The 21,030-nt window shown below is 67.8% G+C and carries 20 protein-coding genes; 12 read left to right on the top strand and 8 right to left on the bottom strand.

The window, feature by feature from the left end; genetic code table 11:
• Positions 1-229: 229 nt before the first annotated feature.
• Complete coding sequence (locus ACIGKQ_RS12435; protein ID WP_396573848.1) at positions 230-1,501, bottom strand: VWA domain-containing protein; 1,272 nt, start codon at positions 1,499-1,501, stop codon at positions 230-232.
• A 97-nt stretch (positions 1,502-1,598) separates the two neighbouring features.
• Between ACIGKQ_RS12435 and ACIGKQ_RS12430 the strand changes: the two genes are divergently transcribed.
• On the top strand, positions 1,599-2,315 hold the full coding sequence (locus ACIGKQ_RS12430) for an NrtR DNA-binding winged helix domain-containing protein (protein ID WP_396573846.1): 717 nt from the start codon (positions 1,599-1,601) through the stop codon (positions 2,313-2,315).
• Between the two features lie 67 nt (positions 2,316-2,382).
• Here ACIGKQ_RS12430 and ACIGKQ_RS12425 read toward each other — a convergent pair whose 3' ends face one another.
• Together ACIGKQ_RS12425 and ACIGKQ_RS12420 are read right to left on the bottom strand one after the other, a co-directional pair.
• Complete coding sequence (locus tag ACIGKQ_RS12425; RefSeq protein WP_396573844.1) at positions 2,383-2,853, bottom strand: hypothetical protein; 471 nt, start codon at positions 2,851-2,853, stop codon at positions 2,383-2,385.
• A 144-nt stretch (positions 2,854-2,997) separates the two neighbouring features.
• Complete coding sequence (locus tag ACIGKQ_RS12420) at positions 2,998-3,870, bottom strand: MerR family transcriptional regulator (protein WP_396573842.1); 873 nt, start codon at positions 3,868-3,870, stop codon at positions 2,998-3,000.
• 125 nt (positions 3,871-3,995) lie between these two features.
• Between ACIGKQ_RS12420 and ACIGKQ_RS12415 the strand changes: the two genes are divergently transcribed.
• From ACIGKQ_RS12415 to ACIGKQ_RS12390, 6 genes are all read left to right on the top strand, one after another.
• Positions 3,996-4,976 (top strand): alpha/beta hydrolase, encoded by a 981-nt coding sequence (locus tag ACIGKQ_RS12415; RefSeq protein WP_328715622.1) that lies wholly within the window; start codon positions 3,996-3,998, stop codon positions 4,974-4,976.
• A complete protein-coding gene (locus ACIGKQ_RS12410) occupies positions 4,973-5,830 on the top strand; it encodes an SDR family NAD(P)-dependent oxidoreductase (RefSeq protein ID WP_328715624.1) in 858 nt (285 codons plus the stop codon). The genes ACIGKQ_RS12415 and ACIGKQ_RS12410 overlap by 4 nt, the downstream gene beginning before the upstream one ends.
• 1 nt (position 5,831) lies before the next feature.
• Entirely contained in the window at positions 5,832-6,749 is a 918-nt protein-coding gene (locus ACIGKQ_RS12405; RefSeq protein ID WP_328715626.1) for a ferritin-like domain-containing protein, read from the top strand.
• Positions 6,746-8,254: a flavin-containing monooxygenase gene (locus ACIGKQ_RS12400; protein WP_396573839.1), complete on the top strand. Its 1,509-nt coding sequence runs from the start codon at positions 6,746-6,748 to the stop codon at positions 8,252-8,254. Before ACIGKQ_RS12405 ends, ACIGKQ_RS12400 begins: the two co-directional genes overlap by 4 nt.
• 93 nt (positions 8,255-8,347) lie before the next feature.
• Positions 8,348-8,653 carry a hypothetical protein gene (locus tag ACIGKQ_RS12395; protein ID WP_266063273.1) on the top strand — a complete coding sequence of 102 codons (306 nt, stop codon included), beginning with the start codon at positions 8,348-8,350 and terminating at the stop codon, positions 8,651-8,653.
• 113 nt (positions 8,654-8,766) lie between these two features.
• Complete coding sequence (locus tag ACIGKQ_RS12390; protein ID WP_235721630.1) at positions 8,767-10,332, top strand: acyl--CoA ligase family protein; 1,566 nt, start codon at positions 8,767-8,769, stop codon at positions 10,330-10,332.
• Positions 10,333-10,403: 71 nt separating this feature from the next.
• Here the strand turns inward: ACIGKQ_RS12390 and ACIGKQ_RS12385 are convergent, their stop codons facing one another.
• Positions 10,404-10,799 carry a hypothetical protein gene (locus tag ACIGKQ_RS12385; RefSeq protein ID WP_235721631.1) on the bottom strand — a complete coding sequence of 132 codons (396 nt, stop codon included), beginning with the start codon at positions 10,797-10,799 and terminating at the stop codon, positions 10,404-10,406.
• Between the two features lie 177 nt (positions 10,800-10,976).
• Between ACIGKQ_RS12385 and ACIGKQ_RS12380 the strand changes: the two genes are divergently transcribed.
• The 4 genes from ACIGKQ_RS12380 to ACIGKQ_RS12365 all read left to right on the top strand — a co-directional run bounded on the left by ACIGKQ_RS12380 (position 10,977) and on the right by ACIGKQ_RS12365 (position 14,434).
• Positions 10,977-11,453 (top strand): hypothetical protein, encoded by a 477-nt coding sequence (locus tag ACIGKQ_RS12380; RefSeq protein ID WP_266063275.1) that lies wholly within the window; start codon positions 10,977-10,979, stop codon positions 11,451-11,453.
• Between the two features lie 412 nt (positions 11,454-11,865).
• Positions 11,866-13,158 (top strand): hypothetical protein, encoded by a 1,293-nt coding sequence (locus ACIGKQ_RS12375; protein WP_396573836.1) that lies wholly within the window; start codon positions 11,866-11,868, stop codon positions 13,156-13,158.
• Between the two features lie 43 nt (positions 13,159-13,201).
• Entirely contained in the window at positions 13,202-13,723 is a 522-nt protein-coding gene (locus tag ACIGKQ_RS12370; RefSeq protein ID WP_235721634.1) for a nuclear transport factor 2 family protein, read from the top strand.
• Positions 13,724-13,939: 216 nt separating this feature from the next.
• Positions 13,940-14,434 (top strand): hypothetical protein, encoded by a 495-nt coding sequence (locus ACIGKQ_RS12365; RefSeq protein WP_396573834.1) that lies wholly within the window; start codon positions 13,940-13,942, stop codon positions 14,432-14,434.
• On the opposite strand, the gene ACIGKQ_RS12360 is transcribed toward ACIGKQ_RS12365, so the two are convergent.
• Together ACIGKQ_RS12360 and ACIGKQ_RS12355 are read right to left on the bottom strand one after the other, a co-directional pair.
• On the bottom strand, positions 14,427-17,699 hold the full coding sequence (locus ACIGKQ_RS12360) for a BTAD domain-containing putative transcriptional regulator (RefSeq protein ID WP_396573832.1): 3,273 nt from the start codon (positions 17,697-17,699) through the stop codon (positions 14,427-14,429). The genes ACIGKQ_RS12365 and ACIGKQ_RS12360 overlap by 8 nt on opposite strands.
• A gap of 217 nt (positions 17,700-17,916) precedes the next feature.
• Positions 17,917-18,342, bottom strand: a complete 426-nt coding sequence (locus tag ACIGKQ_RS12355) for a DUF309 domain-containing protein (RefSeq protein WP_235721637.1) — start codon at positions 18,340-18,342, stop codon at positions 17,917-17,919.
• Between the two features lie 84 nt (positions 18,343-18,426).
• Here ACIGKQ_RS12355 and ACIGKQ_RS12350 point away from each other — a divergent pair, with 84 nt between their 5' ends.
• On the top strand, positions 18,427-18,594 hold the full coding sequence (locus tag ACIGKQ_RS12350) for a hypothetical protein (RefSeq protein WP_266063281.1): 168 nt from the start codon (positions 18,427-18,429) through the stop codon (positions 18,592-18,594).
• 132 nt (positions 18,595-18,726) lie between these two features.
• On the opposite strand, the gene ACIGKQ_RS12345 is transcribed toward ACIGKQ_RS12350, so the two are convergent.
• Together ACIGKQ_RS12345 and ACIGKQ_RS12340 are read right to left on the bottom strand one after the other, a co-directional pair.
• A complete protein-coding gene (locus tag ACIGKQ_RS12345; RefSeq protein ID WP_396573858.1) occupies positions 18,727-20,001 on the bottom strand; it encodes an APC family permease in 1,275 nt (424 codons plus the stop codon).
• Positions 19,998-20,900: a serine hydrolase gene (locus ACIGKQ_RS12340; protein WP_396573830.1), complete on the bottom strand. Its 903-nt coding sequence runs from the start codon at positions 20,898-20,900 to the stop codon at positions 19,998-20,000. The genes ACIGKQ_RS12345 and ACIGKQ_RS12340 overlap by 4 nt, the downstream gene beginning before the upstream one ends.
• Positions 20,901-21,030: the final 130 nt, after the last annotated feature.

The following is a 21,030-nucleotide window of genomic DNA, read 5'->3' as shown; positions in this document are numbered from 1 at the left end:
ACCGCGCCGCCGCGATCAACCTGCGCCGCCTGATCACCCTGGGGCTGAGCACCACCAACAACACCTGGACCCTGACCACCGCCTGACCCCGCGGGACAAGCGCCCGAGCAACACTCGCCCGCGATCAACAGACCCAGCATTACCGACGGCCAGCCGCACACAGACCACTTCTTCAGCAGCCTCCTAGGGGCTCGCGGGCTACTCGACCAGCAGTTACTGGGTATCGAGATCAGTCCCGCCGACGGCCGCGCTTGCGGTTGCCGAGGTGGTAGGAGTCGCGGGTGGCTTTGGAGGCATAGATGGCTCCGGTAATGGTCGCCTCGGCGCTGAGCTCTTCGATCATGGTGAGTTCGGCGTCGATTGCCGCGCGATCCTCGGGCATCGCCAACGCGGAGGCGGCCTGCAGGCGGTCGCGGGAGGCGCGCATCGACGCCAATCCGGCGTCGAGGTCACCGGCCTCGTAGGCCTGCGATGCCTCCAACTTGGCCGCCTGCGCTTCCTGGTACAGCCGCTCGGACTGCACCTTCGGGTCGGGCACGCGGTCACCGAGCTCGTCGCCGGGCACCACGTTGACCGAGATCGGCAGCGACACCGTGTGTTCGGTGAGGGTGGCCGTCTCCACATACCGCAGTTCCAGCGATGCGATCTGCGCGAGTCCGAGTGCGGCGAGGCCGTCGACCTTCATCCGCAGCAACAGTTTGCGCTCCTCGAGCGCGTAGAGATCACCGAGTTCGATCATCACCTCGCCGTCGGCGGTCTGGTGCGCGGGTAGGTCGTTGTACACCGAGAGCTCCTGAACCTGCGGCACGAACCGCACGGTCAGCGTCACCGCCTGCGCCGACTTCGCCAGCAGCCCCTCGACCTCGCCGGCGATGGCGCTGCCGGCGGCGTCCGGGTCGTCGGCGAACACGTGATTGCCGTTGCCGGAGCGGGCAATCGCCGACAGCAGTGTCTCGTCGTAGCCGCGGCCGTACCCCAACGTGGAGGTGACGATGCCGTCGGCGGCGGCCTTCGCGGTGATGCTCGCGAACTCGTCGAGATCCTGAATCCCGCGGTTGACGTGTCCGTCGCTGATCACCAGCACCGTGCCGCCGCGGATGCCGGCCGCGGTGGTGGCGCGACGCAGTTCCTGCAGACCCCGCAGGTAGCCCGACGACAGGTCGGTGCAGCCGCCGGGCGTGATCGCGGTGATCGCGTCGGTGGCGCGTTGCTTGTCGGCCAGTGTTGCGGCGGGGACCACGACCTGGGCGGAGTCGTCGAAGGTGACCACACCGAACACATCGGACGGATCGAGCTGCGCGACCACCCCGGCCAACGCTGCGCGGGCACCCTCGAGAGGCGGCCCGGACATCGACCCGCTGCGGTCGAGCACCACCTGCAGTGCGGTGGGGGCACGGTCGGTGCCCGGCGCGGCGGGTGCCTGCAATTCCAACAACACGGTGACCTCGTCGGCGGCCTCGTGAGCCACCACCTCGACGTCGAGAGCGGCGGAGAGTTTCATCGTCATTCCTTCCTCCCACCTGGCATCCGACCGAGGCGGTGACTTTGCGCGATTTTGAGAATACAACTTTGCGCAGACATTCGCATAGGGTTGGGTCGTGAGTGCATGTTCGACCTCTCGCCTCAGCGACTATCCGCGGCCCAACGTCGCCGTCGACATCGCCGTTCTCACGGTGCTCGACGGTTCGTTGTGCGTGGTGATCCAACGAAATCCGGACTCCGCAGGTGCGGCGTTGCCGGGCCGGTTCGTCCGCGAACGGCGGACCGTCGACGAGACGGTGCGTGAGGTTCTCGAACTCAAACTGGGGCTCTCGCCCGACCACGTCCGACCGCATCTGTTGGCGGTCTTCAGTGATCCAGATCGAGATCCTCGCGGGTGGACGATCTCGATCGCGCATGCCGTGGCATTGCCTGCCGCGGACTTGTCCGAGGTCGACGGTGAGCTCGCACCGCTCACCTCGCACGGTCGGTTGGCCTCAGGTGAGCGGTTGCTGTTCGACCACGACGCGATCATTGCAGCCGCCACCGACAACCTTCGTGATCGCTACGAGGACCAGCCCGATCCGGACAACCTGCTGCACCCGCCTTACACGCTCTCGGAGCTGCGTGAGCTGCACGAAGCCATCCTCGGACGGCGGTTGATGCGTGATTCGTTCAACCGTCGGGTGCAGCCGCTGCTGGCCGCCGAGATCACCCCGGAGGGCAAGCCGGCGACGCGAGTCGGTGGTGGGCGCCCGGCGCGGCTCTACACCAAGGACGCACCGCCGACGGCGACGTTCGGGTGGCGGCTGCCGACGGCGGAGAGTGGGGAGTAATCGACCGGCCGCGCGCGAGTTGGCTCGCCGAAACCGCCCCAGGGGCCGCCCACTCCCATCGGCCCACTCACCACTGATCGAAGCCGACGTTCACATTCGGGTAGCGGCTGCTGATGGTGTGGCTCATCCAGTAGTTCTGGGCGTGCGGGCCCCAGATGCCGCTCATCGAGGTGTTGACGTTGCCCTTCATGTTCTCGATCTCGTAGTTCGCGGTCGGTCCGACGTGGCCGATCTTGTACTGCGCGTTGGCCGTCAGATAGTTGCTGAACGGGGCCACGGCAGTGATGGTTTCGCTGGCACCCGGGTACAGCACACGCTGCGGCGCATTCACCCACTGACCGGACTGTCCGGTGGTGGCCCCGATGAGGTACTCGGGCTTGTCGGTGTGGTTCGTGATGGTCATCGCGACGGTCGGTTCGCCGGGACGCGTGACGGGCAGGGTGCCGGCGTTGGCGGCTCCGGCGACGGCGAATCCGATGCCCGCGGTGGCGGCGATAACGGCTGCTCCGGCGGCGATGCGGCGAGTGGTGGTGTTCATGATCGTTCTCCTGGGTTCGGGCCGGGGCGGTGGTCGTTCCGGCGACACCCATGACTCTGCTCCGGTCGGCACCGATGCGGATTCCGCCGACCGGGTGATGTGCCGGTGGACTGCGGGGTCCACCGATTGGGGGACAGTCGTTGCTCAGTCGGCAGTCGGTCCGCTGGTCTGATCCGAGAGTGACTGTGCCAGCAGCGTGTTCGTCGTCTGAGTGAGTGTGGCGCGGGTGGCCGCATCGGCCAGTGCCCGTAGTTGGATCAGGGTGAGGGTCACTTCGGTGAGCTGTTGATCCGAGGTGCCGCCGGCCGGTGTGGTGAGCGTGTCGGCGGCTTCGACCAGCGTCTGATGTAGCGCCTCGAAGGCCGGGTAGACGCGCTCGACGACGTCGATCACGGTTGCGGCCGAACGGGTTTCGGTGATCAGCGGCAAGATCGCATTCAGCACGTCCGGCTCGTCGACCGTCACCTCATCGTCGGCGATGATCGTGATGATGTTCAGCTTCGCCAATCGGGTGGCCGCATCGTCGTCGATGCCGGCCTCGGACAACTCGGCCAGCGTGGTGCTCCGCACACCACCGGACTCCTGGATCTCGGTCAGATCGTGTTCGAGGCCCAGGACGTCGGCGATCTGACCGCCGTTCTGCCAGGCGGTCAGCAACTCGTCGATGTGGGCGAGGGCGTAGCCGCGCGACAGCATCGAACTGATCAACGCCAGGCGCGAGACATGCGCGTCGGAGTACAGCGTCACGCGTCCGACGCGGCGCGGTGCGGGTAGCAACCCCCGCTCGCGATACACCCGGATGTTGCGAGTGGTGACCCCGGAGACCCGCGCCAGATCGTCAATCCGGTAGCGCGCCACCTCGGGTTGGCGTGACGCCTGATGGGTGGCGCCGGCGAGGAATCGGGCGACCGCAGTTTCGAGATCACGTGACTGTTTTCCGACGTATCGGGGTGTGGCCGACAGTTGCTCGATCAGCGTCGTCAGCTGAGCCAAGCGCGTCGACGGCACTCGCGCCATCTCCCTGGTACCTCCCGACCTCCGTGGTGCGCCCCACCTTACAAGGCAGGTCCGGCGGGGCCCGGCAGCCAGGCATTACTGATTGTGCCATTGACAGATGGCGCAGTCAGTGTTGCGATCTGGGTGTGACGGAAACCTCATCGGCCTCTCGCCTCGCGAACTGGGTGACCCGGCGGACGCTCCGACCGTTCGCCGAGATACTGCCGGGTGGCGCCCTGCAGATCCGGACCTCGCGCATGATCGTGGCCGCCGGCATGCTGATCGGCTGCCCGCCGCCGCACCACGTTCGCGTTGAGCGTCTGGCCACCGGCACCTTTCGTGGCGAATGGGTGTATCCACCCGACGTGATGCAGTCGCGCCAGATCATCCTCTATGTTCACGGCAGTGGGTATGCCGTGTGCTCGGCGCGCACCCATCGCGGTCTCGTCGCCCGCCTGACGCATCTCACTGGAATGCCGGCGTTCACCGTCGACTACCGCCTCGCCCCGGAGCATCCGTTCCCGGCGGCCGCCGACGACGTAGAAGCCGCCTACGCCTGGCTGCAGGACATCGGCTACCGGCCGGAGAACATCACCGTCGCCGGTGACTCGGCGGGCGGCCACCTCATCCTGGATCTGTTGGCCGAGAACGTTCGTCACGGGCGGCCGCAACCCCGTTCGGTGGTGTTGATGTCGCCGCTGGTCGACCTCACCCTGACTCTCGCCGCACTGCGCGAACGCGAGCACGGCCCCGATCCGCTGATCTCCGCGCGGGCGGCACGCAGACTAGTGCGGCACTACACCCGAGGCCAACCCGACGACCTGCCACGGCTCAAGCTCACCCTCGAACGCGCCGACGATCTGCCACGCAGCCTCATCCATGTCGGCGGCGCCGAGATGCTGGGGACCGACGCCCGGCAGGCGCAGCGGATGCTCATCGACGCCGGCAGCGACTGCGAACTCCGGGAATGGCCGGGCCAAACCCATGTGTTCCAAGCACTTCCGGCGCTCATTCCGGAAGCCACCCCTGCCCTGCGGCAGATCGCCGCGTTCATCCGGCAGCCCTTCGGTCCATCCGCAGACGTCGATGTGACCGTCGCCCAGCAGAAGGATCACGCCACGACATGACCAGTAAACGATCACACCAGGCCCGCGCCGTCGTCACCGGTGCAGGCAGCGGTATCGGACGAGCCTTCGCGCTGGAACTCGCCGCCCGCGGCGGTCGCGTACTGTGCGCCGACATCGACGTCGACCGCGCCCTCGACACCGTCCGGCTCATCGGCGATTCCGGGAGCGGCCAGGCCGAGGCGCTGTTCTGCGACGTCGCCGACCCCGACGACATGCGCACCCTGGCCGCGCGGGCACCCGAACTCCTCGGCGGACCCACCTCGCTGATGATCAACAACGCCGGCGTCGGCATCGGCGGGCGCGCCGTCGGCGACATCGGCATCGACGACTGGGACTGGGCGCTGGGAATCAACCTGCGCGGCATGGTCTTCGGCTCGGAACTCTTCCTGCCGCAACTGCGCGAATCCGGCCGAGGCGGACTGATCAACGTGGCGTCGGCCGCCGCCTTCGCCGCAGGCCCCGGCATGGCGCCCTACAACGTCGGCAAGGCCGGGGTGCTGGCGCTGTCGGAGACCATCTCCGCCGAACTGTCCGGCACCGACCTCGCCGTCACCGTGCTGTGCCCGACCTTCGTCAAGACCAATGTTGCCGCCGACGGCCGGATCACCGGGGAGGCACAGAAACTCGCCGAGACCCTGATGCGCGTCAGCGGCCGGTCACCCGAGCAGGTGGCGCGGCAGACGCTCGACGCCAACGACCGCGGCCACCTGTATGTGGTGCCCCAACTCGAAGCCAAAGCGATCTGGCTGACCAAACGACTGCTGCCGCGCACCTACACCTTCGGCGCCGGCATTCTGCACCGACTCGCACCCACCACCACCCAACCTGCCGATCGCATCACGGAAGGAGCCTGACATGCCCATCGTGCTCGAGGACATGCTGCAGACCATCAAAGACCGTCAATGGGCGCTCGCCGACATCGACTGGGACGCCCCGGGTGCCGAGCTGATCACCGACGAACAGAAACCGAAACTCAAGGCATTCATGGCGGATCTGGTGTGGATCGAGAACGTCGGCGCCCGCGGCTTCGCGGCCCTGGCCAAGAAGGCCCCCGACGACACCCTCGCCGAGATCTACCGATACTTCCACGCCGAAGAACAGAAACACGCCAACGCCGAACTGGCCCTGATGCGGCGGTGGGGCATGCTCGAAGACGACGAGGTGCCCGAACCCAACGTCAACATCCGGCTGGCCATCGAATGGCTCGACACCTTCGCCGACCGGATGTCGTCGCCGGTGCTGGGCACGGTGATCCCCATGCTCGAGGTCGCGCTCGACGGTGCGCTGCTGAAGTTCCTGCTCGAAGAGGTGCACGACCCGGTGTGCCATGAGGCGTTCCGCAAGATCAACGCCGACGAATCACGCCACCTGGCCGTCGACTTCCACGCGCTGGACATGATCGGCAACGCCCGCGCTCGCAAACTCGTCATCGAAGCCGTCGGTACCGTCGCGTCGCCGGGCGTCCTCATCGGCGCCCTGATGTATGTTCCGCTGCTGAACAAGATGCGCGACAACATCGTCGACATGGGCCTCAAGGAAGAACGACTCTACGAAGCGATGAAGCGCTTCAAGAAGAACGGCGAGCGCGGCAACGGCACCCGGCTCATCACCTATCAGGTCCTCAAGTATCACGCCGGCTGGGTCATCAACCGCGACAGCCCCTATCACTACTTCGCCGACACCATGGTGAAGCTGACCGACCACTATCCACGCTTCCTGCTGCGACCTCAACCCAGTTGGTCGAAGGAACTGACCTACGAGCCGGTCGCATGAACGGGGGCACCACGGTGGTCGCCGACACCACCACAGTCATCATCGGCGCCGGATTCGCCGGCATCGGTACCGCCATCCGGTTGTTGCAATCCGGCCACGACGATTTCGTGATTCTGGAACGCGATGTGCGGCCTGGCGGTACCTGGCGCGACAACGACTATCCGGGAGCGGCTTGTGACATCCCGTCGCGGCTCTACTCGTATTCGTTTGCGCCCAATCCGGACTGGTCGCACACCTATTCGGGTAGCCGCGAGATCCTCGCCTACATCGACACGATGATCGCCGACCACGGTCTCGACCGACACATCCGCTACTCCCATCTCGTCACCGGCCTCGAGTTCGACGAGACCGCCGGCACCTGGCGTGTCGACATCGCCGACCGCAAACCGATCGTCGCGCGCACCGCAGTGATCGCATCGGGTCCGCTGTCCACGCCGGGCTACCCCGACATCCCGGGTATCGACGAATTCACCGGCCACCGCATGCATTCGGCGGCGTGGGACCATTCCTACGACTTCGCCGGCAAGAAGGTCGGCGTGATCGGTACCGGCGCGAGCGCGGTGCAGATCATCCCCGAACTGGTCCGCGACGGTGCCGATGTCACCGTGTTCCAACGCACCCCGGGATGGGTGCTGCCGCGGCTGGACAGAGCCATCTCCGGTTCGGCGCGACGGCTATACGGCGCCATCCCGCTCACGCAGAACCTCGCGCGTCAGCTGTGGTTCTGGGGACATGAGTCGGTGGCGGTGGGCGCGGTGTGGAATTCGCCGTTCACCCGGGTCATCGAGGCCGTCGCCAAGGCGAACCTGCGCGCACAGGTGCGCGACCCGTGGATGCGACGACAGCTGACCCCGGACTTCCGCGCCGGCTGTAAACGCCTGCTGATGACCAGCGACTACTACCCTGCGCTGCAAGCCGACAACTGCACGTTGGTGACCTGGCCGATCGCCCGGATCTGCGAACGAGGGGTGCGCAGCGTCGAAGGCATCGAACGGCGCTTCGACTGCCTGGTGTTCGCCACCGGCTTCGAGGTGTCCAAGCAGGGCACGCCCATCCCGATCCGCGGACGCGGCGGCCGGGTGCTGGCCGACGAATGGTCACGCGGCGCGTACGCGTACCGGAGTTTCGCGGTGTCGGGCTATCCGAACCTGTACTTCACCTTCGGCCCCAACTCGGGACCCGGCCACAACTCGGCGCTGGTGTACATGGAGGCGCAGATCGACGCGATCGTCACCGCGATCGGCTTGGTCCGCGACCGCGACCTCACGCTGCTCGACGTCCATCAACCGGCACAGGACGCCTACAACCGCGCCATCCAGAAGCGGCTCGAGCACACCACCTGGAATTCCGGTTGCCGCAGTTGGTATCTCACCGACGACGGCTTCAATGCCACCATGTATCCGGGCTTCGCGTCGCAGTTCATCGCGCAGATGCGGACGGTCGACTTCACCCGGGACTTCCGGGCGGTGGCGGCAGCCGATAGTCGGGAGCCCAGCGCGGTGTAGGGGTGGAGGCCACGACACGTCCCGATGTCCTCGGGTCTGCCGCGGTTGCCTCGTAGAGTGAGGGCCAGGCGACAACCGAGGATGGGCCGTGCGATGGGCAAGAAGCGTGACGTGGCGAAACGTCTCGAAGCCGACGTGGCCCGGCTGCAGTCGGAGTTCATCCGGGTCGACACCTACCTGCGTACGCGAATTTCGCGCCTGGAGAAGACGGCCGCCGAGGTACAGGCCTTGGTGCGGACGGCGACGGAGACGACTGCGGCGCCCGCTGTGCCGACGACCCCGACACCGGCGCCTGTCCGCCGGCCACCGCCCGCCGTCGTCGTCTCGCCGGCCAAGAAGGCCATCGCGAACTGGCCGGCCGTGACCCGCACCTACCTGGCGCCGACCGCCCCGCCGTAGGGGTCGTCGGATAGTTCCTCCCCCGGGTGTTGCTTTGTCCCCCGACGGCCGCTGGCGGAGGAAGCGATACCCGGGGGACGAACCGCGAGCGACGACGAAGGAGTCGAGCACCTATGACGGACCCGGACCGACCCGCGCCGGCCGACTTCACGTTCGCGTCGCTGAGTCCGGTGTCGTTTCTGTCGCGTGCTGCGGCGGTGTTCGCCGAGCGCACCGCCATCATCGACGGCGACCGCACGTTCAGCTACGCCGAGTTCTACCAACGGGCATCGCAGCTGACGGCGGCACTGGCCGGCCTCGGCGTCGGGCCGGGCGACCGCGTCGCGGCGCTGTGCGCCAACAGTCACGTGATGCTGGAGATGCACAACGCAGTACCGGGCTCCGGAGCGGTGCTGGTGCCGCTCAACATTCGACTGTCCGAAGCCGAGCTGGGCTACATCCTCGATCACAGCGGCGCACGCCTGTTGGTGGCGACGCACGAGTTCGCGGATACGGCGCGGTCGGTCGCCGAGGCGGTCGGCATCCGGGTGGTGATCGCCGGCGGCACCGACGACCAGTACGAGCCGCTGCTCACCACCTCCAGCACCCCGATCTGGCGTGACGTCGACGAACGCGGGCTGCTCGCCATCAACTACACCTCGGGTACCACCGGGCGGCCCAAAGGCGTTATGTACCACCATCGCGGCGCCTACCTGCAGTCGCTTGCGATGGCGTATCACTCCGGTGTTGGTCCGGGCTCGAACTATCTGTGGACGCTTCCGATGTTCCATTGTGACGGTTGGTGTTTCACGTGGGCGCTCACCGCGGCCGGCGCCACCCATGTGTGCCTTCGCGCCATCGACACCTCTCAGATCTGGCGGCATCTCACCGCCGACGGCATCACCCACTTCAGCGCCGCGCCGACGGTGCTCACAATGATCGCCGAGGACCCCGCCGCCGCGCGCCTCGAGCACACCGTGCAGGCCGCGACCGGTGGTGCGCCGCCATCACCGGCGTTGCTGTCGCGGATGGCCGACCTCGGCATCGAGGTCACCCACCTGTACGGGCTGACCGAGACGTTCGGCCCGATCGCCGTCAACCAGTGGCAACCCGAATGGAATGCGACTGATCCGAGCGAACGCGCGATCCTCAAGGCGCGTCAGGGAATCGGCAACATCTCCGCTGGTGTGCTGCGCGTGGTGACCGAGGACGGCGCCGACGTCCCGGCGGACGCTGCCACCGAGGGCGAGTTGGTGGCGCGCGGCAACAACGTGATGCTCGGCTACTACCGCGATCCCGACGCCACCGCCGCAGCCACGATCGACGGTTGGCTGCGTACCGGCGATGTCGCGGTGATGCATCCCGACGGCTACGCCGAGATCCGCGACCGCAGCAAGGATGTGATCATCTCCGGCGGCGAGAACATCGCGTCGGTGGAGGTGGAACGCGTGCTGGACAGTCACCCCGACGTCGTCGAGTCGGCGGTGGTGGCCCGCGCCGACGAGCGGTGGGGTGAAGTGCCGGTCGCCTATGTGACGGTACGTCGGGGCGCGGAGCTGACGGCCGAGGATCTCATCGAGTTCGCTCGAGAACGTCTGGCGCGCTTCAAGGTTCCCAAGCAGATCGTGTTCGCCGATCTGCCGAAGACGTCGACGGGAAAGATTCAGAAGAACGTTCTGCGGGGACGGCAGGGCGGGTAGTTGTCCCCCGGGGTTTTGGCAGACTCTCCCTAAACGTACGGAGAATGTGGCGATACCCGGGGGACGAACCTTCAGCGAGTCTTCTTGAGGGTGTAGTCGGCGACTGGGATGCCACCGAGAACGTAGTTCGTGCCGCGGTAGCCTGATTTGGTCTTCGACCACTCGGTGCGTGCGTACCACTGCATCAAAGGGTGCGTGGTGAGGGTTGACGTAATGCCACCGCGGCGTGTCTGGTCGATCTCGAAAGTCGAGGAGTTCGATGGGCCGACGCCGTAGAAATCCTGATACATCCGGTTACCGACGACCTTGACGTTGGTGTCGGGGTAGGGAATGAACCCGTAGACGCGCGACTGCATCTTGTATTGACCCGGGTCGATCTTGGCTTCTGCCGATCCGGCTCCGACGGAAATACCCAAGACCGCGGCCCCACCGATCAATGCGCCCGCGATGATTCGATTGATGTTCACAAGGGGCGGACTCTATCGAATTCGCTACGGGGCAGACGAGGCGATTCCCGCCTTGTCGTTCGTGCGAATGGTGGGGGACGACTCCGCCGTGATCGGAGTCAACCGGCATGCTCGGGACAACTGCTGGCGGCCTCGAAGTCGTCCCCTGGCGAGCGCGCGACGTGGTATCAACGGCGCATGCAGGATCGATGGGCGGGCGTCCGGCGTGAGCTGACACCGCTGCGCGCCGGCATCGGGCTGGTCGTGACGGTGATCCTCGTCGTCGTCATCTGGCAGGGCTATCTCACGATGCAGGGCCGGCAGAGCAGCGAAGAGGTCGCCACCTCGGCCTGTACCGAAGCGCTGCGGTCGAAGGTGCAGGCGACGTTCGACGCCGTCGGTGTCGGTACCGCCAACGGCGAGGTTGGTGAGGCTGCCGAGTTCTCCGAGGTGTCGACCCGTCCCGTCGGTCTCACCGACGACGACCGCACGACGGTCGAGAACGCGGGTCACAGCGTGGATACCATCGACGTCGCGTGGGCGATGTCCGGCAGTATCACGATCCCCGGCTACCGCTTGAGCGAGGCCGCGTACGGACCGACGAACACCTTCGCGTGCACTGCGGCCGTGGTGGACGACGACACGGCGGTCGTGGTGCGCGCGACGATCAACTGATCGCTGGCGGTCGCTGCCTCAGGTGAGTCAACCGAATGAATGAATCTTGTCCCGTGAGCCGCTTACCCGGTGCCCCGATTCGCTGCTTTCGCCCCACGCATGTCAGAATCCGAGACGCTACGCCACCGATCCACATTGGTGCATCGGTGGACGTCGCGGCAGAGCTTTGTCGGGGGTAAGTGTTGTGATGCTGCTGTCGGGGGAAGTCGGTGCGTCCTGTGGGGACGGTGCCGACGTTCTACTTCGATGCTGACGTTCTCAGCGACACCGTCCGGCCTGGCGGCCCGATCAGGGTGTCCGTCGACGGGTTGTACGCGCGACCACCAGCGGTAACCACGCGAACAACCGCAGCACGAAATCAGCACGACCAGGCGCTCGGGGGAGGGTTCTGGATGACAGGGGAGTTGTATCGATGGGTGATCCATCACAGCGCACACAGGGCCGTCGCGAGAACGGTGAACGCCGCACGCCGGTGATGATGGGCTTGACCTCGGCGGCCGTGGCGGCCTCCATCGCGGTCGGCTTCGGAGCCGGAATGGCGCAGGCGGCACCGCATCAGGGCGGCACCAGCCCGAGCGACACCGCACCGCAGCAGGGCGGGACCACTCCGGAACAGGCCGCTCCGCAGCAGGGTGGCACCACACCGACGCCCGAGGTCGTCCCGGTTGTGGTGCCTGGTCCGGGTGCAATCCCCGCGCCTCCGCAGGAAGCGCCGTACCAGCCGTACGTCCAGCCGAGCACCTACACCGCACCGACCTACGAAGAGTCTTACGACCCGGTGCCCCAGCGCCCGCTGACCGCTCCGAAACCCGTTGCGCCGGTGCGTCCGATCGCGCCGCCGCCGGAGAAGATCCGTGTCGGCAACTTCATCACCGACATCCCGGAAGGCATGTCGGAGAAGGACGTCAACTCGGTCAACGCGTGGTCGGCGTACGGCGAGGCCAAAATCGCCCAAGGGCTGATCTCGGTGGGTGTGCCCGAGGACGAGGCTTCCCGCCAGGCGGCCGCGACGATCATCGGTGTGATGACGGGCGGTACGGCAGGTGCTGTGGCACTGGGTATCCCAGCTGCCGCGATGGGCGCTGTGGGTGGCGCGATCATCGGCACCGGTGTCGGTGCGGTTGCCGGCGGCATCTACAACGCGGTGACCTTCGCCGGTGTGAACGTGATCCCTGGTTTCGGCCCGATCGGGTACATGAATGCGATTGGGCTCGGTGCGCTGGCGGGCGCCGGTATCGGCCTTGCCGCGGGCGGCGCCATCGGTGCCGTGGGCGTGGGCGCTGCGGGTGCTGCAGTCGGTGCAGCCCTCGGTGGAACCGCCGGCGGTGCCGTCGCGTATGCCTTGGGTGCCGGTGACCCCGGCGCCAACCCCGACGAGCCATGGCAGCCGGGCGATCCAGAATCCACGCCGCTGCCCAACCCGGATGCCAACCAGTTCGAGCTGACGCTTTCGCGCGAGGACGCGCAGAAGGCACGCCTGCCGCCGATCGACTACGTCGTCAACTCGCGCGGCGATGTCGATGCGTCGATCGCCGGTTTCGACCTCAACTGGTCCGCCGAACAGGCGATGGCCCCGTACAGTGTGCTCGGTGCCGGCGCGGCCAAGTCCGCCCAGCAGGCCACCAAGCAGCGCACCGAGGAAGCGAAGAAGTCGATTCCGAACCTGCATGTCGCGTGGCCGCAGGAGATCGCACCCGTCAACTGACGAATCGGCGCGCCGGTCTCGGCGCCGCACCTATCGTGACCGCATGACGTCCACCGACGACCTCGCGCGCCGACTCGACGACCTCGACCGCATCGAGGCGATCAAACAGCTGAAACACCGCTACTGGCGGGCGTGTGACGGCAAGGACCCGAACGGTTTCCGCCGGTGTTTCATCCGGTCCGGTGCACGCATCGACTACGGACCGCTGGGCGCGTTCGACGACGCGACGCCGATGACGCGGATCTTCGAACAGGTGGCGTTGCATCGGGTCGACGGACAGTACGTCATTCTCGACATGCATCACGGCCTGCACCCCGACATCACGCTCACCTCCGCCACCACGGCGACCGGCCGTTGGACGTTGAAATTCCGACAGGTCAACCTGCTCGACCGCACCGAGCTGCTGATGACCGGGGAGTATGACGACGAGTACCAGATCGAGGACGGCGAGTGGAAGATGTCGGCGAGCACACTCACCCCGCGGTGGTCGTTGCGGCGGCCGCTGGGTGAGGACACTGTCGTGACACCGGTCCCCGCCGACCACCGGCGTGGTGGGTTCGCCTGATCGCCCGAACCGCATGCCTGGGCGGAACGCGGGTCGTCTTCGTTTCCGCAGGTCGGCGCGATTCGCGCGGGCGGTCGACGGCCCGCGTTCTCTGAGCCGACCTGCGCCGTCCGAGGCGACCCGCGCAACCCACCACGTCGGATCTGCCCCATTCGCAATACCGCCCGGTGTGCGGGAAGGTGGATACATCGGCGAACGACTGTTGGGAGGTGCGCGATGAAGGACGTCTTTGCCGACTACCATCGCGAGCTCGCCGGCATCGAACGGCGGGTGGCCCGCGAGGTGCGTCCCGGCGGACCGCGCCGGCGCGGACTGTGGACGGCGGTCGTGGTGGCGGCCGCCTCGTCGGCCCTGCCGCTGACCTTCCGCGGTGCCGGGTTCGCCGGCGGGCCCGACGCCTCGCTCCTGATGCGCGCCGACATCATCCTGGTGCTCGCGGTGGCCGTGTTGTCGGCGGCGGCGCTGTGCACCCGGCGCTGGGGTCTGGCGGCGTGCGCGTTCGGCGTCGGCGGTTTCACCTCGGCGTTCGGGCTCTTCGCGCTCTGGTCGCAGAACACTCTGCCCGAGCCTGCGCCGACCGTCTCACCGCTGTACCTGGCCGGATGGATCGCGACGATCGTGGGCACCGTGCTGTGGGCGGCGGTCGTGACCAGTCGCCCGGCCACCGATCGCGACACGACCGACCGGAACGGGCCGACACCCGCTAACTGATCGCCGCCAGACCGCGCCGCACCTTCTCCTCGACATCCGCAGCGATCTGCCGATGACGTTCGGCCGCAGCATGTTCACCGATCAGGTCGGCGAGCTCGGCCAGCACGACATCGATTGGGCCGAACGAGACGCTGGCGGCGTTGAGGCCCGCGATGGTGCCCGACCAGTCGATCAGCAACCGGTAGAGCCGGGCGGCTTCGTCGACCATGCCGAGCTTGACCAGCGCACGCGCATGGAAGACCTCCATGGACGTCCAGTAGTAGTCGCGGCTGGCGTATGGGTCGGTCTCGGCGATGGCCCGAGCCTCGTCGATGCGACCAGCGTCGATGAGCGCATCGACGTACACCCATCCCACGGAGTGCGGGGTACGCTCGAACACCGCGGCGACCTCGTCGACGAGATGGCCGATGGAGCCGCGGAACCAGCCGACGCACAAGTGCCCGATCAGGTCGAACTCCCCGCCGGCGGGCATCCCGGCCGCCCGCAGCTGCGCGCTGAGCGCGGTGTATTTGGCTGCTGCCGAATCGAGTTCGCCGCGCAGGACGTCGGTGACCGCGCTGAACGCCGACAACACCACCACCAGCTCACCCACCCGACCGCTGGTGGCGCATTGCATGCCGGCCTGCATCTGCGCCACCGCACCCGGCAGATCGATCTGCGACATGCGGAGCAGGAACAGATAGAAGCGGGCGGCCGCCTCGTAGCCTCGGTTGCCGGATTCCTGGGTCAGTTCCAGGAATTCGGCGGCCAACGCCGGGTATTGATCGCGGCTGTCGGGGCCCAGCGCGGTGAACACGCGTGCGTTGAGTGCGGCACACAGCAGGTCGACGTCGTCGGCGTCCCGGGCCAGCCGCAGCGCCTCTTCGGCGCACTCGATGGCGAAGGCGTCATCGGAGCCCTCGAACTCGAACACGGCGCTGATCAGCAGATGCATCCGGTCGATGCCGGTGGCGCCGGACAGCGCATCCAGCACGGCCGCCGTTATCACTTCGTCGGGAACGCCTTTGGTGCGTGTCGACCAGATCCACGGAGTGCGCCAGCAGGTCAACGCCGCCACCACCAGGTCCGGGTCGTCGACGGTTCGTGCCAGCCGCAACGCGTCCTCGCGCCGAGCGCGGGCGGCAGAGATCTCGCCCCGATGAGCCAGCGCGGTCACCAGATCACACAACGCGTGGACCATCCGCACCCGATCATCGGCCGATGCGGTGGAGCGAGCGTGACCGGCCAGGTCGTGCAGATCCACCGCGTGCTGCCACAGTGGCGCGGAGTCGGCGGCGAACTCGGACGAAAAACGATGACGCGCTGCCTCTTCCACGATTCTCAACGCATCGTCGGCGGTGCTGCTCGATGCGCCGAGCGCCGCGTGCACGGCCAACTCGTCGGTGACCGTGGGGTTGCGGGCGGCCAGCAACTGCATGGTGCGCCAGTGCAGCCGCCGGCGCCGCAACGTCGGGATGGCGTCGTAGACGGCGTCACGCATCAGAACATGGGTGAACCGCACGCGGTCGGCTTCGGCGCTGAGCAGACCGGCCACCACCGCCGAGTCGATGGCGTCGAGCACGGTGTCCTCGGCATCGTCGTCGGGCCAGAGTCCGATGATCGTGTCGACGTCGCACTCACGGCCGCAGACGGCGGCCAGGCGCAGCATCGTGACCGTCTGTTCGGGGAGTCGCTCCACCCGGCGTAGCAACACCTCCCGCACTCCGCTGGGCACCGCCGTCTGCGCGTCTCGGGTGCCGCGGGAGGCCACGAGTTTCGCCAATTCGCGTACGAACAGTGGGTTCCCGTCGGTGCGCGAACGCAGCAGCGCCAAAGTCGGGTCGTCGACCGGGTCGAGGCCGGCGTCGGCGGCCAGCGCCCGGATTCCGTCATCGGACAGTCCCGCCAGAACGAGATGATCGGCGGTGGCGGAGATCAATGCGGCTGCGGTGGCGAGTAGTTCGATGCTCGCCTCCGACGGCCGGTAGGTTGCGACCACCAGTGCCGGCCGGTCGGCCAGCCAGGTGACGAGTTGTCGAAGTACCTGCAGGGTGGCGCTGTCGGCGCGGTGGGTGTCGTCGATGATCAGGGCCACCCCGTGGCCGTCGGCGATGCGGGACTCGCAGGCACCACGCACCTGCCGGGCGATCAGGAACGGGTCGTCGATCTCGTTGTCGCCGTCGAGTTCTGCCACCACCTCACGCCACGCCCAGGCGCTCGGGGCGCCGTCGACCTCCGGGCACTGCCCGAATGCGGTGACCCATCCCGACGCGCGCAGGTGCTGACCGAAGGTTCGTGCCAGGGTGGTCTTCCCGCCACCGGCCTCCGCGGTGACCCACACGATGCGTAGCCCGGTACGTCGCGCCGTCTCGGCATGCTCGGCGAGCTTCTCGAGTTCGGATTCCCGTCCGGCGGACTCCCGGTGTTCCGGACCGGCGGAGCGGTCCACCTCGGGTGGGTCGGCGTAGACGGTCGGCGGGGCCTCGGGAGCCCGTGTCGCGGTGGGTGCATCGAGCGCGGGGTCCTGTCGCAGGATGTCCGATTCGAGAGTGCGGATCTTGACCGACGGGTCGACGCCGAGTTCGTCGGCGAGGTACTCGCGCAGCGATCGCAGGGTGCGCAATGCGTCGGCCTGGCGGCCCAGCCGGTACTGGGCAAGCGCCAGCAGCCGGAACAACTCCTCGCGGGTGGAGTGGGATTCACACAGCGCGGGCAGTTCGGCGACGACCTCGGCCGGACGGCCCAGGTCGAGCGCGGCGGCCGCACGCTGTTCGACAGTGTGCAGCCGGAGCTCCTCGAGCCGGGCCACTTCCGCGCCGGCCCACTCGTCGCCGGCATGCGGACCGAACGGGTCACCGCGCCAGAGCGATTGCGCCTCGCCGAGGCGGGCGTAGCGGCCAGCCGGGTCGGGGCCTGCGGTCCCGGCCAGATCGGCGAAGCGCCACAGGTCCACCGCATCTCGGGGTAGGTGCAGCGCATAGCCGGGAGGTTCGCTCACCAGGATCCGCGCCGGGGTGCGTGGCGCCCGCTGCGGTTCGAGGATGCGGCGCAGGTTGGAGATGTGCACCTGCAATCCGGCGAGAGCCTTCGGTGGCGGCTCGCCGTTCCACAGGTCGTCGATGAGTCGATCGGTGGACACCACCCGGCCGTCGGCGGCGGCGAGGCGCGCCAGAACCGCGCGCCCACGCCGCGACTTGATCTCGGCGGGACGGCCGTCGACGTCGGCGCGGACGGTCCCGGACAGGGTGAGAGACACGACGGGACCCGCTTCGACGTCCATCGACATCGTTCACGCTCCTCGCCGCCCGCGGCGCGCCATCCGCCGTCCCCATCGAAGATTATCGCCGTGACGTGGCAATTGCGTGCGGTTCATCCGTCTGGTCGACGACTGTCCGATTCTCTCGGCGACATCGGCGTTGCCGTCGGCAGGGTTCGGGTGCCCCGCCGGCATCGCCGGAGGCGGTAGGGCGCCCAGGGCCTACGCGTACCGGTCGGGCCCGTGATCAGCCGCCGAAACGTTCCTGCGCGCAGCTGCAGATGGCGTCGAGGTGCAGGCCGAAGGTGAGGCCCCCGGTCGCGCCGTATTCGGTCAGGCGCTCGGCGCCGCGGGCGTACAGGCGTCTGGCTCCGGTCGGGTTGCCGCGCTCGTGATGGGTGAGACCCACGCAGAGCTGTGCGAGCCCCTGCCACAGTGGACGCTCATCCACTGGGCAGTCCTTCCAGCGGTTCTCGAAGACCTCGTGGGCGGAAAACGGCCGCCCCTCGGCGAGTAGTCGGCGGGCCAGCTCGATCGTCTGCTGTGGCGGCAACGCCTCCTCGGGAACCGGCTCGACACCCTCCGCGCCGTAGGGCAATGGTCGCCCCAGCCGGTCACGCGGACGCGCCTGGCGGGCGTGACCCTCGCTATCGCGGTCGCGGTGCTGAGTCATGACGCCACCACTCGCATGACTCCGACTCTACGTCGTGGGTCACGTGCCGAGAAACGAGATGACCTCGCTGGTCGGTGACCAGCGGTGTTACCGACCCGGCGAGACGAGATCGACGAAGCGGCGCTCGAACGACTCCATCAGCACAACCTCGGCTGCGGAATCGGCGACCGCTGTGGCATCGACAACCGCGACGACACCGCCCACCTGCAGCCGATCAACCCGAGTTTCGAGAACACCTGGCCGCGTTGGTGAGTGCCTCCTGAAATCGGCTTCGTGGGGGTCGTCCGAGGGGATATCCCCTCGGATGGGCCTGACACGGCTGATTGCGGTCAACGCTCTCGGACTCCAGTCACTTTCATGGGAATCCGGAATAGTTGGTTGGTACTACCTGCGGGGATGCCGTATCGTCCGCACCAGATAGACGGCCACGCCGAGTGCGACCACCACGCAACCGGCGATCACCGAGCCGACCGGCAAAGTCGCGGCGAGGCTGACACAGCCGACGAGACCCAGGGTGGTGACCACCCGCGCCGGCCGCCGCTCATCGCGGGTCAGGGTGGCCGCCGACGCGTTGGCGATGGCGTAGTAGAGAAGCACACCGAACGACGAGAACCCGATTGCGCCACGCACATCGACGGTGGCGGCCAGCACCGCAACGATGACGCCGATCGCCAGTTCGGCATGATGCGGCACCCGGTGCTGTGGATGGATCGCGGCCAGCCAGCGGGGCAGGTGACCGTCGCGCGCCATGGCGAGGGTGGTACGCGAGACACCCAGCACCATCGCCAGCAGCGAGCCGATCGCCGCGACCGCGGCACCCACTTGAACCACCGGCGCCAATCCGGAAGCACCTGCGGCGCGCACGGTTTCGACGAGTGGTGCCGCTGCGTCGGCCAGCCCGGCAGGTCCGACGACCGCCAACGCGGAGACCGCCACCGCCGCATAGACCACCAGGACGATGCCCAAAGCGGTGGGGATCGCACGACCGATGGTGCGGGCGGGGTCGCGGACCTCCTCGCCGAGCGTGGCGATCCGCGCGTACCCGGCGAAGGCGAAGAACAGGAGTGCGGCAGCCTGCAGAACCCCGTACACGGACGCATCGTCGCCGATCGCGAGGTGCTCGCCCGTGTCGGCCGGAGTCGACGACACCGCGGCCACCACCACCGCCGCCAGCACTGCCAGCACCACCGCGACGATCGCACGCGTCACGAGCGCCGACTTCCGGATGCCCCGATAGTTGACCGCCGTGACTGCGACAACTGCGGCCACCGCGACGGCGTGCGCGTGGTCGGGCCACAGGTAGACACCGACCGTCAAAGCCATTGCGGCGCACGATGCCGTCTTGCCCACCACAAAACACCACCCGGCGAGGTAGCCCCAGATCTCGCCGAGACGTTCGCGGCCGTAGACGTACGTGCCTCCGGAGACGGGGTACAGCGCGGCGAGCCGGGCCGATGAGGTGGCGTTGCAGTAGGCGATCACCGCGGCAATCGCCAGACCCACGAGCAGGCCCGATCCGGCCGCCCGCGCGGCCGGCGCCAGCACGGCGAACACGCCGGCGCCGATCATCGATCCGAGGCCGATGGTCACCGCGTCGCCGACGCCGAGGCGCCGTGTGAGTGCACCACCCGACGTGGCGTCGTTCGTCACGACGGTCAGTGTAGGTGGGCAACCACCCCGGGAGGATGAACGTTCGGTACCGCGAGCTGGCCGGCGCCAGGTGAACCGATGCGACCGCGTAACACGCCGACCGCTGCTGTCGCAGCCATGGTCACCGACCGGCGCAGCGTCTGCCAGTCGGGACCCGGGAATGTGTGCCGACCGAGAACTGCGACCACGAATCGCCGGTCCGCGCCGACGAACCCGGCACTGTGCAGATATGCGGTGTCTGTTCGCCACCGCATCCAACCTTGTTTGGCTGCGGTGACGTCACGAATCCCGGGCGCCTGCAGACCGAAGTCCTGCGCGAAACCGTCGGCGGCGACGGGCGGTGCCTGTGCGAGAGCGCCGATGATGACGTCGGCGTCGGGTGGCGGCATCTCGGCCACGTAGGCCAGCAGCCGTGTCGCATCGGATGCGGTCGTGGTCATCCAACCCCAGATATCGGGCTCGATCGGGGCCGCGGTGTCGGTCAGCCCGAGTCGAGTAGCCACCCGTCCGACCGCGCCCATCCCGTCGAACCTCGTCCACAAGTCGTTCATCGCGCTGTCATCGCTGGGACCGAGTGCGCGGCGGATGAGTTCGACATCGCTCGCGCTCAGCGGGAGAGCATCAGAACGTCGGCGATCCAACACGTCCACCGCGACGACGACTTTCGCCAACGATGCGCTGAACATCGGCCCTGTGGCCTGGCTGTTCCCGACCACGTCGCCGGTGACGCGGTCCAGGACGGCCACCGCCACGTCGACGTCGGCTATTGCACCCGCAGCGACGTCGGCGGCGCGCATCGCCCGTGACCCGATGCTCGACGAGTGGGCCGTGTCCGCGGCCGCCGTGGTCCGCTCGGCCGGCAATCGTGCTGTCGGAACGCGCAATCCGATCATGGCGGTGATCAGCAAGATCGTGGCGACCCCGGCCCACCGCGTGACCGCACCACCCGTGCGCCTGCCGGTGATGGGTCGTGTGCCGCAACGTCGTCTCGTAGGTCCGATATGTCCGAATCTACGCCGTTGGCCGCTGTGCGGCCGC

The sequence above is a fragment of the Gordonia sp. NPDC062954 genome (assembly GCF_044543825.1).
GTDB lineage: Bacteria > Actinomycetota > Actinomycetes > Mycobacteriales > Mycobacteriaceae > Gordonia > Gordonia tangerina.
This window is presented reverse-complemented; position numbering and strand designations above follow the sequence as displayed.

Bases quoted from the DNA above. Each gene is read 5' to 3' on its own strand.
- ACIGKQ_RS12435 (WP_396573848.1), bottom strand. From the start codon at position 1,501: ATGAAACTCTCCGCCGCTCTCGACGTCGAGGTGGTGGCTCACGAGGCC.
- ACIGKQ_RS12425 (WP_396573844.1), bottom strand. From the start codon at position 2,853: ATGAACACCACCACTCGCCGCATCGCCGCCGGAGCAGCCGTTATCGCC.
- ACIGKQ_RS12420 (WP_396573842.1), bottom strand. From the start codon at position 3,870: ATGGCGCGAGTGCCGTCGACGCGCTTGGCTCAGCTGACGACGCTGATC.
- ACIGKQ_RS12410 (WP_328715624.1), top strand. From the start codon at position 4,973: ATGACCAGTAAACGATCACACCAGGCCCGCGCCGTCGTCACCGGTGCA.
- ACIGKQ_RS12405 (WP_328715626.1), top strand. From the start codon at position 5,832: ATGCCCATCGTGCTCGAGGACATGCTGCAGACCATCAAAGACCGTCAA.
- ACIGKQ_RS12400 (WP_396573839.1), top strand. From the start codon at position 6,746: ATGAACGGGGGCACCACGGTGGTCGCCGACACCACCACAGTCATCATC.
- ACIGKQ_RS12395 (WP_266063273.1), top strand. From the start codon at position 8,348: ATGGGCAAGAAGCGTGACGTGGCGAAACGTCTCGAAGCCGACGTGGCC.
- ACIGKQ_RS12390 (WP_235721630.1), top strand. From the start codon at position 8,767: ATGACGGACCCGGACCGACCCGCGCCGGCCGACTTCACGTTCGCGTCG.
- ACIGKQ_RS12380 (WP_266063275.1), top strand. From the start codon at position 10,977: ATGCAGGATCGATGGGCGGGCGTCCGGCGTGAGCTGACACCGCTGCGC.
- ACIGKQ_RS12375 (WP_396573836.1), top strand. From the start codon at position 11,866: ATGGGTGATCCATCACAGCGCACACAGGGCCGTCGCGAGAACGGTGAA.
- ACIGKQ_RS12370 (WP_235721634.1), top strand. From the start codon at position 13,202: ATGACGTCCACCGACGACCTCGCGCGCCGACTCGACGACCTCGACCGC.
- ACIGKQ_RS12365 (WP_396573834.1), top strand. From the start codon at position 13,940: ATGAAGGACGTCTTTGCCGACTACCATCGCGAGCTCGCCGGCATCGAA.
- ACIGKQ_RS12360 (WP_396573832.1), bottom strand. From the start codon at position 17,699: ATGTCGATGGACGTCGAAGCGGGTCCCGTCGTGTCTCTCACCCTGTCC.
- ACIGKQ_RS12355 (WP_235721637.1), bottom strand. From the start codon at position 18,342: ATGACTCAGCACCGCGACCGCGATAGCGAGGGTCACGCCCGCCAGGCG.